The following is a 13,660-nucleotide window of genomic DNA, read 5'->3' as shown; positions in this document are numbered from 1 at the left end:
CGGCACCGACGCGTCCTTCAGCAGCAGATGCGCCGGCTGGTTCTCTTCGTGGTTGGTGTTGGAGACAAAGACCGAGGACAGGCGGTCGAAAGTCAGCTTGCCGTCGGGCTTCGGATAGTCAATCTTGGCGCACTCAGCGGCCGGCTTCAGATGGACATGATCGGGCAGGGTGCGGTGAATCGTCCACGGTGGGCTTTTGATGCCGAGCTTGGGCAGTAGCCATTGCTCGATGCCGGTCATCAAGGTGCCGACGGTGTTGCCCTTCTTGAACCATTGCTTGAAGTTGCGCGCCTGGTTGAGCTCGGCATGCAGCCAGCTTTGCTCAAAGGCGGCCGGGTAGGCAAGTAACTCGTCATGCTGACGGCCGGCGCCCAGCGCCTCAAACGCGGCCTCGGCCGCCAGCATGCCGGTCTTGATGGCCGCGTGGCTGCCCTTGATGCGCGAGGCGTTCAGATAGCCCGCATCACAGCCGACCAAGGCGCCGCCGGGGAAGACGGTCTTGGGCAGGGACAGCAGGCCGCCGGCGGTGATGGCGCGCGCGCCATAACTGATGCGTTTGCCGCCCTCCAAATGGGCGCGGATGCTGGGATGAGTCTTCCAGCGCTGCATTTCTTCAAACGGCGACAGCCAGGGGTTTTTGTAGTCGAGGCCGACCACATAGCCCAGCGTGACCAAGTTGCCCTCCAAGTGATACAGGAAGCCGCCGCCATAGGTGTCGGCGTCCATCGGCCAGCCGGCGGTGTGCACCACCAGGCCGGGCTTGGCCTGCGCGGCCGGCACTTCCCACAGCTCTTTGATGCCCAGCGCATAACTTTGTGGATCCTTGCCAGCATCCAGGCCGAATTTGGCAATCAGCTGCTTGCCCAAATGGCCGCGCGCGCCCTCGGCAAAGATCGTGTACTTGCCGAGCAGTTCCATGCCGAGCTGAAAACCGTCATGCGGCTGGCCGTCCTTGCCTAGCCCTAGATTGCCGGTGGCAATGCCGCGTACCGAGCCATCTTCACCGTAAACGATCTCGGCGGCGCTGAAGCCGGGGAAGATCTCCACCCCTAAGCTTTCGGCCTGTTCACCCAGCCACTTCGTTACCGCGCCGAGCGAGATGACGTAGTTGCCATGGTTATGAAAGCACTCCGGGATCAGCCATTGCGGTGTGCGGCTTGCGCCGGTCTCGTTCAGGAACAAGACCTCATCGGCCGTCACCGGCTGCTTCAGCGGCGCGCCGAGTTGTTCCCAGTTGGGGAGCAGCTCGGTCAGCGCGCGCGGGTCCATCACCGCGCCGGACAGAATATGCGCACCCGGCTCGGAGCCTTTTTCAAGCACAAGGACCGAGACTTCCCGGCTCTGCGCCGCGGCCAGCTGCTTCAGCCGAATCGCGGCGGCGAGACCGCCGGGGCCTCCGCCGATGATGACGACGTCGTAATCCATGCTGTCGCGCGGGCCGTATTGAGCAACAAATGCGGAGCTGGTCATATTTATCCTTTGGACTTGCTGGCTTGACTGGCCCGCATTCTACTGGGCGGAATTGAAAAAAGAACGATCGTGCTTTTTTTGTTGGTGAGGGCAGTCTAGTAAAGCGGCGTTGCTGTCAAGAGGCGTCGGCGCGCGGTCTGCGTGCTAATCTTCCCGGCAGTGATTCAGGAGGAATGAGCATGAGCTACAGCATTGACCTGTCGGGCCGCGTGGCCCTGGTAACCGGCGCATCAAGCGGCCTGGGTGCACAGTTTGCCAAGACACTGGCTCAGGCCGGTGCCTGCGTGGTGCTGGCGGGGCGCCGCACCGAGCGGCTCAAGACCTTGCGCAGCGAGATCGAAGGCAAGGGCGGCGACGCCCATGTGGTGACGCTGGACGTGACCGATCTGGACAGCATCAAGTCGGCGGTGGCGCATGCCGAGACCGAGGTCGGCACCATCGACATCTTGATCAACAACTCCGGCGTCAGCACCACCCAAAAGCTGACCGAAGTCAGCGGTGACGATTACGACTATGTGATGGACACCAATGTGCGCGGCGCTTTCTTCGTCGCGCAAGAGGTGGGCAAGCGCATGTTGGGGCGCGCCAAGGGACACTCGCCGGGTACCTTTATCGGCGGGCGCATCGTCAATATCGCCTCGATGGCGGGCCTGCGAGTGCTGAGTCAGATTGGTGTCTATTCGATGAGCAAGGCGGCCGTCATCCACATGACGCGCGCGATGGCCTTGGAGTGGGGCAAATACGGCATCAACGTCAACGCGATCTGCCCCGGCTATATCGATACCGAAATCAACCACCACCACTGGGGCACCGAGCAGGGCAAAAAGCTGATCGAGCTGCTGCCCCGCAAGCGCGTCGGTCAACCGCAGGACCTGGATACCTCGCTGCTGATGCTGTGCGCCAATGAGAGCCATTTCATCAATGGCGCGATCATTCAGGCCGACGATGGATTCGGGGTCTAAAGCACGATGAGTTTGCGTACCCTGAGCGCCTTGGAGGCGCGCGTGCTGGCGGTGCTGGTGGAGAAAGCGGCCACCGTACCTGATAGTTATCCCTTGTCGTTGAACGCCCTGACGATGGGCTGCAATCAGAAAACCGCGCGCGACCCGGTTATGAACGCGGCCGAGCCCGATGTGCTGCAGGCGCTCGAAGAGCTCAAATCCATGCACCTGGTTAACACCGTCAGCGGCAACCGGGTGCTGCGTTTTGAGCACAACGGCGCGCGGGGCCTGGGCGTGCCGGGTGCCGCCTTGGCGTGCTTGACGCTGTTGATGCTGCGCGGCCCGCTCACCACGGCCGAGCTGCGCCTGCACACCGAGCGCCTGCACCGTTTTGCCGATCTTTCTTCGGTCGAAGGTTTTCTTGAGGAATTGGCCGAAAAGACCGAGACGCGGCCCGCTTTCGTCGTCAAGCTGGCGCGTGCGCCGGGCGCGCGGGAAGCCCGCTGGGCGCATCTTTTGTGCGGCGAGGTGCTGCCGCAAGAATCAAGCGTTAGCGCGCTGCCGCGCGACGACGAGATCGCCTTTTTGCGCGCTGAAGCGCAGCGCATGAATGCCGAGTTGGAGTGCCTCAAGGCGCTGGTGCAGCGGATAGTGAGCGAGCTGGGGATCAGCAACTGATCAGTATTTATGGCCTAACAGCGCCATCAAGCGCATCCAACGCCGATGGCCGTTAAGGCCATTGCTCAGCAGTCTCCTGCAGCGGCTCTTGCAGCACTTGCTCCAACACCCTCTGCAAATAGAAACAGCCCTCGCCCGAGTAGTCAAAACGCTGGCCCGGCGGGTGGATGATCAGTAGCGAACCGGTTTTTTCATCAGTGGCGCTGCGCCAGTTCGGCAGGCCCGAGCGATGCGTCAGCAGCATGCGGGCGGGGGGTGATCACTCTCTACCTAGACATCACACCGGTGCGCATGCCGCAACCGATCTGTAGCGTTTGGCCTGGGCCTGGGCCCGGGTCGGCGGTAGCGCGGCGACGTCGTCGCCGTCGTTCAGGGGTAGAAAACTTCTACGCTATAGCCGCTGATGCGAACGCCGCCGGTCGAGAGCATGGTTTGCAGACTCAAATCGGAGCCGGCCGGCATGGCCAGTTTGTCGGTCTTGAAGTCCATCGGCCCCAAGACGCGCTTGGCCACCAGCGCCCCGGCTGAATCGGTCAGGCTGACGTCGACCCAGGGCGTCGCCACCTCGGTGCCGCTTTTGTTGCGCAGCCCGACCACCAACTGGTAGTGATTGCCCGAGCCGGCTTGATTCAGTGCGCTGCTCTCAAGGCCAATGCCTTCGATGTATTGCCTGGGCTTGAGTTCGCAGCCCGCGGCGGCGCAGGCCAATTGCAAACTGGGGCGCAGGCCGGGGTGAAGAGCGGCCAGCGTGTCTCTGAAATGCAGGCCCACCTGCAGCAGCATGGCGCTCAGCAATAACAAGGCCAACAGACCCAGAGCGATGCGCGCTTTGAGCCCTTGCCAATTTGTTTTGGCGGCATGGGGGCGCAAGAACTCAGGCAGGGCCGCGCCAGCGTCCTTGACTTCGGCTTGGGCGGCTGCTTGGCTATTCAGCTTGGAAAAATGCTCGGCCAGCACGACGTCTGGGCGTTCGCTGATGTCAGGCCGGCCCATGGCCGGCGGTTCGGCCAACTTGTCCGGCAATTCATTCAGCGCGGGGGCGGGCTCAGGCGTTGGCGCTGGGAGCGGCTCGTCCGACCAATGGGGCTCCAGCCTAGCGTCGAAGCTGGCGTTTGCCATCGGCTCACGCGCTGGTGGCGGCGCTGGGTCCAGCTCAGGCTCAAACTCAGGCTTGAACTCTGACTCAAGCGCATGGCTTGAGCGATCCTGGGCGAACTGCGAGGGCCTGGGCTCGTTCGGGGATGCGTCTTCCGGCCAGGCCGCTGCGGGCGCGGGGGCCGCCTCGATGGGGGGGCGGTCGGCCGCCTCAAATGAAGCGGCAGCCGGGGCCGCCGCGACTTCGGCCGGCCAGGGCGGAGGCGCTTCGCGGTCAATATCGAACAGCTGGGCGCGGGCGTCGAAGACCTCGGCGCAGCGGCCACAGCGCACCCAGCCGTCGGACACCCGCAGCTGATCCTCCACCACCCGGAAGATGGTGCCGCAGGCGCTGCAACGGGTGGCGAGACTCATGGCGCGATCATGCCATGAGTCCGCTCAGGGTCGGGCTTAGGGGCAGGGCCAACTGAGGGCTCAAGTCCGCTGAGCCGTCATCAAGATCCAGCCCTCTTGGCTGTCGCTGACTTCCAGCTTGACCCATGGCGCATAGGCGGCCTTCAGCTCGTCCGCTTGGCGTTCCAGAATGCCGGCCAGGATCAGATGACCGCCGTGCGCCATGTGCGCGCACAGCAACGGCGCCAACAGGCGCAAGGGCGTGGCCAGGATATTGGCCAGGACCAGCGGGTACTCGCCGGCGGCCGCGTGGGGCAGGGCCGCCGTCAGCGTGACTTGGTTGGCCTCGGCATTCGCATTCGTCGCGATGATGGCGGCCGGGTCAATGTCCACCGCATCGATCTGGCGGGCGCCATGCAGGGCCGCGCCAATCGCCAGAATGCCGGAGCCGCAGCCGTAATCCAGGACGCGCGCCCAAGTCGGGCTGAGCGCAGCGTGTTGGGCGATCCAGCGCAGGCACATGCGAGTAGTCGGGTGCGTGCCGGTGCCAAAAGCTAAGCCAGGATCCAGCCGCATCACCTGCTTGGCCTGCTCGGGTGCCTGGTGCCACGACGGCACGATCCAGAACTCGGGCGTGATCTCGACCGGCGCAAATTGCGATTGCGTCAAGCGCACCCAGTCTTGCTCGGGCACCGCCTGAATCGCCTGTACATGCACGCCAGTGGCCCAGTCCTGGCTGAGGATCAGGGTCGCGCATTCGGTCGCCTCGGCGACGCTGGGAAACAGCGCCCGCACGACCGAACGCTGCCAGCCGTCCTTTGGCGCCGGCATGCCGGGCTCGCCGAACAAGGCCTGCTCGTTGGGCGAATCGGCGTCGGCATCTTCCACCGACACCGCCAGCGCGTCCAGCTCCATCAAGGCGTCACTGACGGTCTCGACATCGTCCTCGCCGCAGATCAGGAACAGCTCTTGAAGAGTGCCGCTCATGGCGCGGCCCGCCCGGCCGCCCGAAGGGCCGCGCGCGCCCCCTCGGGGGGCAGTGAACGAAGTGAGCGTGGGGGCTGCGTTACTGTCATCGTTTGTGCTGGCTCATCCAGCCCTCAAGGTAATGAATATTGGTGCCGCCCTCGACAAACTTGGCGTCCACCATCAACTCGCGGTGCAAGGGGATGTTGGTCAAGATGCCTTCCACCACGGTCTCCGACAAGGCGATGCGCATCCGCGCCAAGGCCTGCTCGCGGGTGTCGCCGTGCACGATGATCTTGCCGATCATCGAGTCGTAATGCGGCGGCACGACGTAGTTGGTGTAAACATGCGAGTCGACCCGCACGCCGGGGCCGCCGGGCGCATGCCACATCGTGATGCGGCCGGGCGAGGGCGTGAACTTGAACGGATCTTCGGCATTGATGCGGCACTCGATCGAGTGGCCACGCATGACGATATTGCGCTGCGTGAAGGGCAGCTTTTCGCCCGCCGCGATCTTGATTTGCATCTGCACGATGTCGATGCCGGTGACCATCTCAGTCACCGGGTGCTCGACCTGCACGCGCGTGTTCATCTCGATGAAATAGAACTCACCGTTTTCGTACAGGAATTCGAAGGTGCCCGCTCCGCGATAGTTCATCTTTCGGCAAGCCGCCGCGCAGCGGTCGCCGATCTTCTCGATCACGCGGCGCGGGATGCCCGGTGCCGGCGCTTCTTCAAGGATCTTCTGGTGGCGGCGCTGCATCGAGCAGTCGCGCTCGCCCAGCCAAACCGCGCTCTTGTGGGTGTCGGCCAAGATCTGGATTTCCACATGGCGTGGATTCTCCAGAAACTTCTCCATGTAGACCTCGGGGTTGCCGAAGGCCGCGCCCGCTTCGGAGCGCGTCATTTGCACCGCGTTGATCAGCGCCGCCTCGGTGTGCACGACCCGCATGCCGCGCCCACCGCCGCCGCCCGCCGCCTTGATGATGACCGGATAGCCGACCGCGCGCGCTTGCCGGATGATCTCCTTGGGGTCCTCGGGCAACGCGCCTTCGGAGCCCGGCACGCAGGGCACGCCGGCGCGAATCATCGCCTGCTTGGCCGAGACCTTGTCGCCCATCATGCGGATTGACTCAGGACTGGGGCCGATGAAGGTGAAACCGCTTTGCTCCACGCGTTCGGCAAAGTTGGCGTTTTCGCTTAAAAAGCCGTAGCCGGGGTGGATCGCTTCGGCGTCGGTGACTTCGGCGGTGGCGATGATGGCCGGCATGCTGAGATAGCTCAGCGACGACGCGGCCGGGCCGATGCAAACGGCCTCGTCGGCCAACTTGACATACTTGGCGTCGCGGTCGGCCTCAGAGTAGACGACGACCGTTTTGACGCCCAATTCGCGACAGGCACGCTGTATCCGCAAGGCGATTTCGCCTCGGTTGGCAATGAGAATTTTTTTAAACATAGTGCCTCGGCTTAATCGCCTTGACGGGCTGCGCCCGTGGAGCAATTTGGCTGCGCCGCAAGGCCTGCGGCCTTGTCGCCTCGGTTGGCAATCAGAATTTTCTTGAACATCGCCGCGCCTTATTCGATCACGAACAAGGGCTGACCGAATTCGACCGGCTGACCGTTCTCGCACAGCACCTTGGTGATGGTGCCACCGACATCGGTGTCGATCTCGTTCATGATCTTCATCGCCTCGATGATGCAAATGGGCTCGCCTTCCTTGATCTGCTGCCCAATCTCGGCGAACGCCTTGGCGTTGGGGCCGGCGGCGCGGTAAAAAGTTCCGACCATCGGGGACTTCACGATGTATCCGGTCTCTTCAGGCACGACGGGGGCAGCAACGGCAGCCGCGACCGGCGCTGCGGCAACGGGCGCGGCAACGGGTGCGGCCATCATCATGGGAACGGCGACAGCGCCGTCGGACTTGACGATGCGCACCTTGCCATCGGCCTCGGTGATTTCAAGTTCGGAAATATTCGACTCGGAAACCAGGTCGATCAGGGTCTTGAGCTTGCGCAGATCCATATTTTTTCTCCAACGAGATTGATTATTGTTTGTTGATTGAATAAAAAAGGCCGCCGGCGGCGACTCCGACCCTTCAGGCCGGGCGCTTCAGCTTCTCAAGCGCGTAAGCCAAGGCCAGTTGATAGCCCTGGGCACCCAGTCCGCAAATCACGCCATCGGCGAGCGCGGAAAAAAAGCTGTGATGCCGAAACGATTCGCGCTTGTGAATATTGGACAGATGAACTTCGACAAAAGGCAGGGCCACCGCCGCCAGCGCATCGCGCATGGCCACGCTGGTGTGGGTGTAGGCCGCAGGGTTGATGATGATGAAACGGCAGCCGTCGCTGCCTGCCGCTTGGATGCGATCCACTAAAGCACCTTCGTGGTTGCTTTGGAAGGATGTTAGTGCAGCCCCGGCAGCGGCAGCTTGCGCGGCCAGATCAACGCCGATCTGAGCCAGCGTTTGCGCGCCATAGACCCCAGGCTCGCGGGTGCCGAGCAGGTTGAGGTTGGGTCCGTGAATAACAAGTATTTGCATCAGCGCCGTTGGCGAGGTTCACAAGCAGCCGGGGTTAGCGGCGTAGAGTGAAGATCCTTGAAGCGGAAAAGGCCGAACTTTACGCGTTTTAAGGCCCGATCACGACGAATGGCCCTAAATAATTCGCTTGACCGACTGTAGCTTTTGGGCTTGCCGCTGGCGCGAGCGGCGCGCTGGCAGCATTTAGCCCGGTGTCAGCTTGGCCGCCATCTGGCGCAATTCCACCAGGTTGGTGACGCCCAATTTGCGCCAGATCAGCTCCCCGCTGGCGTCGAAGGCGACGCTGAAGGGCAGGCCGCCTTGGGTGTTGCCAAGTGTGCGGGTCAATTCGGTGCCGGTCAATCCGGCCAAACCCACGGCCATGTCCAGCGGCAGCTTCTTCAGAAACTCGCGCACGGCGCTCGGGCTGTCGACCGCCAAGCCCAGCACCTGCCAGCCCCGAGCTTTGAATTCCTGCTGGAATTGCGCCAGCTCGGGCAGCTCTTTGATGCAGGGCGGGCACCAGGTGGCCCAGAAGTTCAAGAGCAAGGGCCGGCCCTTGAACTCGGCCGCCAGCAGCTCGCCGCCGTCGGGGCGGTCGAAGCGGCCGGCCCAGAAGCTGGCCGCTGCGGCGGACAAGGGCGGCGGAGCTGCGGGTTTGCGCAGCAGTGACACGCCGACGCCGACCGCAGCGGCGCCGACGCCGGCGGCGATCAGCCAATTGCGGCGCGAGTTTGAGGTGGATTCGCTCATTGTTCTTGTTGCTCCATCAGTTTGCGCAAAGCGGCCAGGTCGCCGCGTTCGCTGCGACCGCGCGCATCTGGCTTGAGCGCGCCGCGCAGGTCATCAAAATCCAGGATGCTCAGGTGCACGGTCACCAATTCCCCCAGCGGGCGGCTCATGACGGCCAAGGACAGAACATCCACTTCGCGGCCTCTGGAACCCTTGGGTCCATTGATGGCGCCGACCTCATAGTCAAGACCCAGATTGATCAGGGCGATCTCGGCCGACTTGCTGTCGTCGCAATACAGCTGCAGATGAATATTGTTGAGCCGGGTGGCGGTGCCGCGCCAGACCGCGCCACAAAGGTGGGGGCGGAACTCGGCCAGCCGCGCCATCCATTCGGCCGCCAACTCGCGCAGCGCCGATAACTCGGCGGGCTGGGTGTCGGCGCAGAACAGGGCCAGATAGTCGCGCACCTCGTCCTCCAGCTCGTCATTGCTGGGCAAGACGGCGCGGCTGTGGCGGCTTAAGGCCAGGATCTTCAAGGCCCGCTGCTTGGCGGGTCCGTATTCCATGCCTTCTTCCACCACCAGGCGGGCGGCGGTGGCGGCGATCTCGTTGGCTGTGCTGTTCTCGGACGTCATGATTCAGGGTAGCACTAGGGCAGTTCCACCGCGCTCATGCGCGCTTCTATGGTTGCGGCACGCCCCACCACATAGGCCGAGCCCGGGCGTTTTTCGAAGCGCTTGGGCGCCGGCAGCAGCACCGCCAGCCGGGCCGCCTGCGCCGGGCTCAGTTGCTTGGCGTCGATATGGAAGTAATGGCGCGCCGCCGCCTGCGCGCCAAACACGCCTTCGCCCCATTCGACATTGTTCAAATAGATTTCCAGGATGCGCTGCTTGCTCAACAGCGTCTCCAGCATCAGGGTGATGACGAACTCCTGGCCCTTGCGCGCCAGATTGCGCTCGCCGCTGAGGAATAGATTCTTCGCCAGCTGCTGACTGATGGTGGAGCCGCCGATGACCTTGGGTTCGCGCACCTTGCTGGTAGCGGCCTTGGCTGTTGCTTTGGTTTGGGTCGACTGCACACGCTTCTCCACCCGCAGCTCCTCGCGCTGATTACGCGCCCAGGCTTTTTCCAGCGCCTCCCATTCGATCCCGCCATGCTCGACAAAGCCGGCATCCTCGCTGGCGATGACGGCCCGCATCAGGTTTTTCGACAAACCCTGCTGGTCCACCCATTGCTGGCTCCACACAATACGGCCGGTCTGCGTGGCCAGCCTCCAGGCCTCGGAGCGCTGAAAGCTGGTCGACTGCGGCGCGACGACGTTCATCAAGGCAATGCGGGCGGCAAAGTAGAGCTGCAGCGCCAAGATGCCCAGCAAGAGCAGGGCGATCAAGCGCAACAAGCTTCGGACTAGCGCCTTCATTCAGTTGGCGTCCAATTGCAAACGCAGATCGGCCAGCACGCTGGCGCTGTCCGGCCGCACGCCGCGCCAGCTCTCGAAGGCCTCGGCCGCTTGCTCGACCAACATCCCCAAGCCGTCGCGCGCCTCGGCGCCATGCGCGCGTGCCCAGTTCAGGAAGGGCGCGGCGGCTGGCCCATACATCAGGTCCAGCGCCAAGGCCCCGGGCGCCAGCACGCTGGCCGCCACCGGCACGCCGGCACCGGCCAGACTGGCGCTGGTGGCATTGATCAACACATCAAAAGCCTGGCCGCAGTCATCCAGGCGCGCCGCAGCCAGCGTCACGCCATGTTCAAGCGCATAGGCCCGGTGGGTGGCGATCAAGGCCTCGGCCTTGTCCAGGCTGCGGTTGGCGATTTTGATTTCCGCCGGCCTGGCCTTGATCAGGCTGCCCAGCACACCGGCCGAAGCGCCTCCTGCCCCGAGCAGCAGCACGCGTAGGCCGGCCAGACGGCGGCCGGCATTGATCTCGATATCGCGCAGCAGACCAGCGCCGTCGGTGTTGTCGCCGAACCAACCCTGCTCGTCAAAACGAAGGGTGTTGACCGCGCCGGCTAGTCTTGCCCGCTCGCTCAGATGAGCCGCCAGAGCATGGGCCTCAAACTTGAACGGCACGGTGACGCTGCAGCCGCGCCCGCCGGCCGCCGCAAAGGTTTTGAGACTGTCTGCGAAGCCGTCCAGCGGGCAGAGCAGGCGATTGAAGACCAAGGTCTGGCCGGTCTGGGCGGCGAAGCGGGCATGGATGTCGGGCGAGCGGCTGTGCGCCACCGGGTTGCCGGCAACGGCGTAGCGGTCGATGGTGTTATTCATGGCGGAGGAGTGGCACTCAAGGTGGTTTCAAGGCCTTCATCGCGGGTGAAGCGAAAGCGCGAGGTGATCACCAGCACCTCGGCGCCCTTGCGCATCGCCGCGCTGAAGTTGCCGAAGGGCCCGGCGGCGCGCACGATGGCCTCGGCGCGGCGGTCCAGATTGGGGTCGCCGCTGGAGGCCACGATGTCGGTCTCGATCACCCGGCCGCGCTGGTTGACATGAATATTCATGGTCAGCTCGCCATACAGCTTGCGGCCCTTGTACTCGGGGAAGTCACGCGTGCCGCGCGCCTCGACGCGGCGGCGCAAGCTGTCGTAATACTGGGCGTAGACGACCTCGCGGGTGGCCGGGCTGACATAGCGCTTGCGCGGCCGGGCGCTTTCCTCGTTGACGCGCATCTCGATCTCGGCCAACAGCTGCACCAGCTGGCGCCGCCGCTCGGTCTGCTCTTGCGCTTGCGATAGGGTCGCACTGTGCTGCGGGTCGGGGGCGGGCATTTGCGCCAGCTCGCGCCGCACCAGGGCCAAGAGCTGTTGCTCTTGTTCACGCAGCTGGGCGATCTGGGCGCGCTGGGTCTCGCTGGCTTCGCCGATCTCAATGGTTTTGGACGGCGGCAGCGGCGAGGTCGAGCGGCCGGCCTCGGCCAAGCCGCCGCCGGCCAAGCTGGCCTGCGCCAAGGCGAGTGCCTTGGCCGGGTCCTCCTGGCTGCGGCTGTTGACCAGCACCACCTCCAGCGGCTGGTCCTGAAACACCCGGTTGAAGCGCTCCGGGTCCACCAAACGCAGCGTAGCCAAGGCGCCGTGAAGGCCCAGCGAAACCAGCAGCGCGAGGTGGAGGGCGGAAAGCTTGACGGCCATCGTCAGGTCGGCGTCGCCTCGGCGCTGGCGGCATTTTCAGCGGCGGAATCCGCGGGCGCGTCCATGTCCAGAGTCAGCGTCAACGGGCCGGCTTCTTCTTCCTCATCCTCGGTGGATTCGTCCTCTGTCGCCGCCGGCGCAGCGTCCAATCGCTCGATCAGCGTCGCATGCACATCCAGCGTCATCTCGTCGGTGCCGGTGATGCGCACGCGCACATGGCAGCCGCGTGGCAGCGCATCGCAACCGCCGACCTTGAACACCAAGGGCAAGTCGTCGGCGCGGACCAAGCCGTCCTTCATCACGCTGGCCGTCAGCTCGGTGATCTGGTTTTGCACCAAGTAACGCAAGGTCCAGAAGCGCTCGATGCCGTTCTGGAAACCGTTGTAGGCGGCATAGGCCGCGTCGAAGCCCGAGATGATGGAGAACAGCGCCGCGTCTTTGGGTTTGAACGGCGCGGCCAGCGCGGCGGTGCGGCCATTGCGTACGCAGGCAATGATCTGCCATTGATTGACCAGGTCCACATAGCGGCGCAGCGGCGAGGTTGACCAGGTGTATTGCGGCACGCCCAGGCCGGCGTGTGGTTGAGCGCGCGTGCCCATACGCACCTTGACGCCGGGCGCCATGCTGGCCTGGCTGCGGTAGATGCCGGGCAGGCTCAACTCGTTCAGCCAGCCACCCCAGGTCGAGTTGGCCAGAATCATCGCCTCGGCGACGATCAGGTCCAGTGGCGCGCCGCGCTGCCGCGTCGTGATGCTGACGATCTCGCCGCCCTTGGGCTCATGTTCGCCGTTGGAATCAAGGCGGAAGTTGTAGTCCGGCCGGTTGAAGTTCTCAGGCTTGCCGCGCACCACCTCGCGGCCGGCCTTCAGATGGCGGGCCAGGCGGAAGGCAAAGGCCAGCTCGGGCGCAAAGGCGTAATCAGCGGTGGTCGCGCCGGTTAAGGTCGCCTCGGTGATGACGGCGTCGAGCTTGTCATGGCGCAGATTGGCGGTGATCGGCACCCGCTCCAGCTTGGTCTCGCTGCCTTTGATTTCCAGCGTCGCCTCGTCCATGCTGACGTACAGCGACACCGCAGGGCAGGCGCGGCCCTCGATCAAGGTGTAAGCCTGCACGACATCGTCGGGCAGCATGGTCAGCTTCCAGCCCGGCATATAGACGGTGGACAGGCGCTCGCGCGCGACCTTGTCGATGGCCGAATCGGGCGCGAAGGCCAGGCCCGGCGCGGCAATATGGACGCCGAAGATGACCGTGCCCGTGCCCAGGCCCTGCACCGACAGCGCATCGTCGATCTCGGTCGTGGCCGAATCGTCGATCGAGAAGGCGCTGACGGCAGCCAGCGGCAAATCGTCCTTGATCTCGGGCGCGTTCAGCGCCGGGAAGCCATAGCCCTTGGGGAACTGGTCGAACAAGAAGCGCTTCCAGTGGAACTGGTAGGCGCTGCTGATGGCACCCACGCTTTGCAGCAACTCCAGCGGCGCCTTGCGGGCGCGTTGCGTCGCCAGCGCCACCGCTTTGTACTCGGGCCCGTTCTTGTCCGGTTTGAACAAAATCTTGTAGATCTGCTCGGCCACCGGCGCGGGGCAGCGCCCCTCGACCAGTTCGGTCGCCCATTCTTCGATCTGCTGCGCTTGCAGGCACTTGCGCTCAAGCCCAAGCAAGGCGGCCTTGACGATCTCTTCCGGCGCTTTCTTGAACTGGCCCCTGCCGAGGCGGCGAAAGTAGTGCGGCGCTTCGAACAGACGGA

The 13,660-nt window shown here is 64.1% G+C and carries 15 protein-coding genes; 2 read left to right on the top strand and 13 right to left on the bottom strand.

Annotated elements, in window-relative coordinates:
• On the bottom strand, positions 1-1,470 hold a 1,470-nt coding region (locus RMO57_RS21195), incomplete at its 3' end, for an NAD(P)/FAD-dependent oxidoreductase (protein WP_310390048.1).
• 179 nt (positions 1,471-1,649) lie between these two features.
• Between RMO57_RS21195 and RMO57_RS21190 the strand changes: the two genes are divergently transcribed.
• A complete protein-coding gene (locus RMO57_RS21190; RefSeq protein WP_310390046.1) occupies positions 1,650-2,432 on the top strand; it encodes an SDR family oxidoreductase in 783 nt (260 codons plus the stop codon).
• Between the two features lie 6 nt (positions 2,433-2,438).
• Positions 2,439-3,089: a YceH family protein gene (locus RMO57_RS21185; RefSeq protein WP_310390044.1), complete on the top strand. Its 651-nt coding sequence runs from the start codon at positions 2,439-2,441 to the stop codon at positions 3,087-3,089.
• Between the two features lie 52 nt (positions 3,090-3,141).
• Here RMO57_RS21185 and RMO57_RS21180 read toward each other — a convergent pair whose 3' ends face one another.
• The 12 genes from RMO57_RS21180 to RMO57_RS21125 form a co-directional block, all read right to left on the bottom strand.
• Positions 3,142-3,333, bottom strand: a complete 192-nt coding sequence (locus RMO57_RS21180) for a hypothetical protein (protein WP_310390042.1) — start codon at positions 3,331-3,333, stop codon at positions 3,142-3,144.
• A gap of 125 nt (positions 3,334-3,458) precedes the next feature.
• Positions 3,459-4,598, bottom strand: coding sequence for a zinc-ribbon and DUF3426 domain-containing protein (locus RMO57_RS21175; protein ID WP_310390040.1), 1,140 nt, complete (start codon positions 4,596-4,598; stop codon positions 3,459-3,461).
• 60 nt (positions 4,599-4,658) lie between these two features.
• A complete protein-coding gene (gene prmA / locus RMO57_RS21170; protein WP_310390038.1) occupies positions 4,659-5,564 on the bottom strand; it encodes a 50S ribosomal protein L11 methyltransferase in 906 nt (301 codons plus the stop codon).
• An 85-nt stretch (positions 5,565-5,649) separates the two neighbouring features.
• Entirely contained in the window at positions 5,650-6,999 is a 1,350-nt protein-coding gene (gene accC, locus RMO57_RS21165; protein ID WP_310390037.1) for an acetyl-CoA carboxylase biotin carboxylase subunit, read from the bottom strand.
• Positions 7,000-7,118: 119 nt separating this feature from the next.
• Positions 7,119-7,565: an acetyl-CoA carboxylase biotin carboxyl carrier protein gene (accB, locus tag RMO57_RS21160; protein WP_310390034.1), complete on the bottom strand. Its 447-nt coding sequence runs from the start codon at positions 7,563-7,565 to the stop codon at positions 7,119-7,121.
• 73 nt (positions 7,566-7,638) lie between these two features.
• Positions 7,639-8,082: a type II 3-dehydroquinate dehydratase gene (gene aroQ, locus RMO57_RS21155; protein WP_414896472.1), complete on the bottom strand. Its 444-nt coding sequence runs from the start codon at positions 8,080-8,082 to the stop codon at positions 7,639-7,641.
• Positions 8,083-8,265: 183 nt separating this feature from the next.
• Positions 8,266-8,814 carry a TlpA disulfide reductase family protein gene (locus RMO57_RS21150; protein ID WP_310390032.1) on the bottom strand — a complete coding sequence of 183 codons (549 nt, stop codon included), beginning with the start codon at positions 8,812-8,814 and terminating at the stop codon, positions 8,266-8,268.
• Complete coding sequence (locus RMO57_RS21145; protein ID WP_310390030.1) at positions 8,811-9,428, bottom strand: hypothetical protein; 618 nt, start codon at positions 9,426-9,428, stop codon at positions 8,811-8,813. Before RMO57_RS21145 ends, RMO57_RS21150 begins: the two co-directional genes overlap by 4 nt.
• 14 nt (positions 9,429-9,442) lie before the next feature.
• Positions 9,443-10,213 carry a transglycosylase domain-containing protein gene (locus tag RMO57_RS21140; protein WP_310390028.1) on the bottom strand — a complete coding sequence of 257 codons (771 nt, stop codon included), beginning with the start codon at positions 10,211-10,213 and terminating at the stop codon, positions 9,443-9,445.
• The gene (aroE, locus tag RMO57_RS21135; protein WP_310390026.1) at positions 10,214-11,059 is read right to left on the bottom strand and encodes a shikimate dehydrogenase; all 846 of its coding nucleotides are present in this window, start codon (positions 11,057-11,059) and stop codon (positions 10,214-10,216) included. It lies immediately after the preceding gene.
• Positions 11,056-11,916 (bottom strand): TonB family protein, encoded by an 861-nt coding sequence (locus tag RMO57_RS21130; RefSeq protein ID WP_310390024.1) that lies wholly within the window; start codon positions 11,914-11,916, stop codon positions 11,056-11,058. Before RMO57_RS21130 ends, aroE begins: the two co-directional genes overlap by 4 nt.
• A 2-nt stretch (positions 11,917-11,918) precedes the next feature.
• Positions 11,919-13,660, bottom strand: a 1,742-nt coding sequence (locus RMO57_RS21125; RefSeq protein ID WP_310390022.1) for a ribonuclease catalytic domain-containing protein, incomplete at its 5' end; no start/stop codon positions are given.

This window comes from Roseateles sp. (assembly GCF_031397715.1).
Lineage (GTDB): Bacteria > Pseudomonadota > Gammaproteobacteria > Burkholderiales > Burkholderiaceae_C > Paucibacter_A.
The sequence above is the reverse complement of the archived record's forward strand: the minus strand, read 5'-3'. Positions and strand labels throughout refer to the sequence as shown.

Bases quoted from the DNA above. Each gene is read 5' to 3' on its own strand.
- RMO57_RS21190 (WP_310390046.1), top strand. From the start codon at position 1,650: ATGAGCTACAGCATTGACCTGTCGGGCCGCGTGGCCCTGGTAACCGGC.
- RMO57_RS21185 (WP_310390044.1), top strand. From the start codon at position 2,439: ATGAGTTTGCGTACCCTGAGCGCCTTGGAGGCGCGCGTGCTGGCGGTG.
- RMO57_RS21180 (WP_310390042.1), bottom strand. From the start codon at position 3,333: ATGCTGCTGACGCATCGCTCGGGCCTGCCGAACTGGCGCAGCGCCACT.
- RMO57_RS21175 (WP_310390040.1), bottom strand. From the start codon at position 4,598: ATGAGTCTCGCCACCCGTTGCAGCGCCTGCGGCACCATCTTCCGGGTG.
- prmA (WP_310390038.1), bottom strand. From the start codon at position 5,564: ATGAGCGGCACTCTTCAAGAGCTGTTCCTGATCTGCGGCGAGGACGAT.
- accC (WP_310390037.1), bottom strand. From the start codon at position 6,999: ATGTTTAAAAAAATTCTCATTGCCAACCGAGGCGAAATCGCCTTGCGG.
- accB (WP_310390034.1), bottom strand. From the start codon at position 7,565: ATGGATCTGCGCAAGCTCAAGACCCTGATCGACCTGGTTTCCGAGTCG.
- aroQ (WP_414896472.1), bottom strand. From the start codon at position 8,082: ATGCAAATACTTGTTATTCACGGACCCAACCTCAACCTGCTCGGCACC.
- RMO57_RS21150 (WP_310390032.1), bottom strand. From the start codon at position 8,814: ATGAGCGAATCCACCTCAAACTCGCGCCGCAATTGGCTGATCGCCGCC.
- RMO57_RS21145 (WP_310390030.1), bottom strand. From the start codon at position 9,428: ATGACGTCCGAGAACAGCACAGCCAACGAGATCGCCGCCACCGCCGCC.
- RMO57_RS21140 (WP_310390028.1), bottom strand. From the start codon at position 10,213: ATGAAGGCGCTAGTCCGAAGCTTGTTGCGCTTGATCGCCCTGCTCTTG.
- aroE (WP_310390026.1), bottom strand. From the start codon at position 11,059: ATGAATAACACCATCGACCGCTACGCCGTTGCCGGCAACCCGGTGGCG.
- RMO57_RS21130 (WP_310390024.1), bottom strand. From the start codon at position 11,916: ATGGCCGTCAAGCTTTCCGCCCTCCACCTCGCGCTGCTGGTTTCGCTG.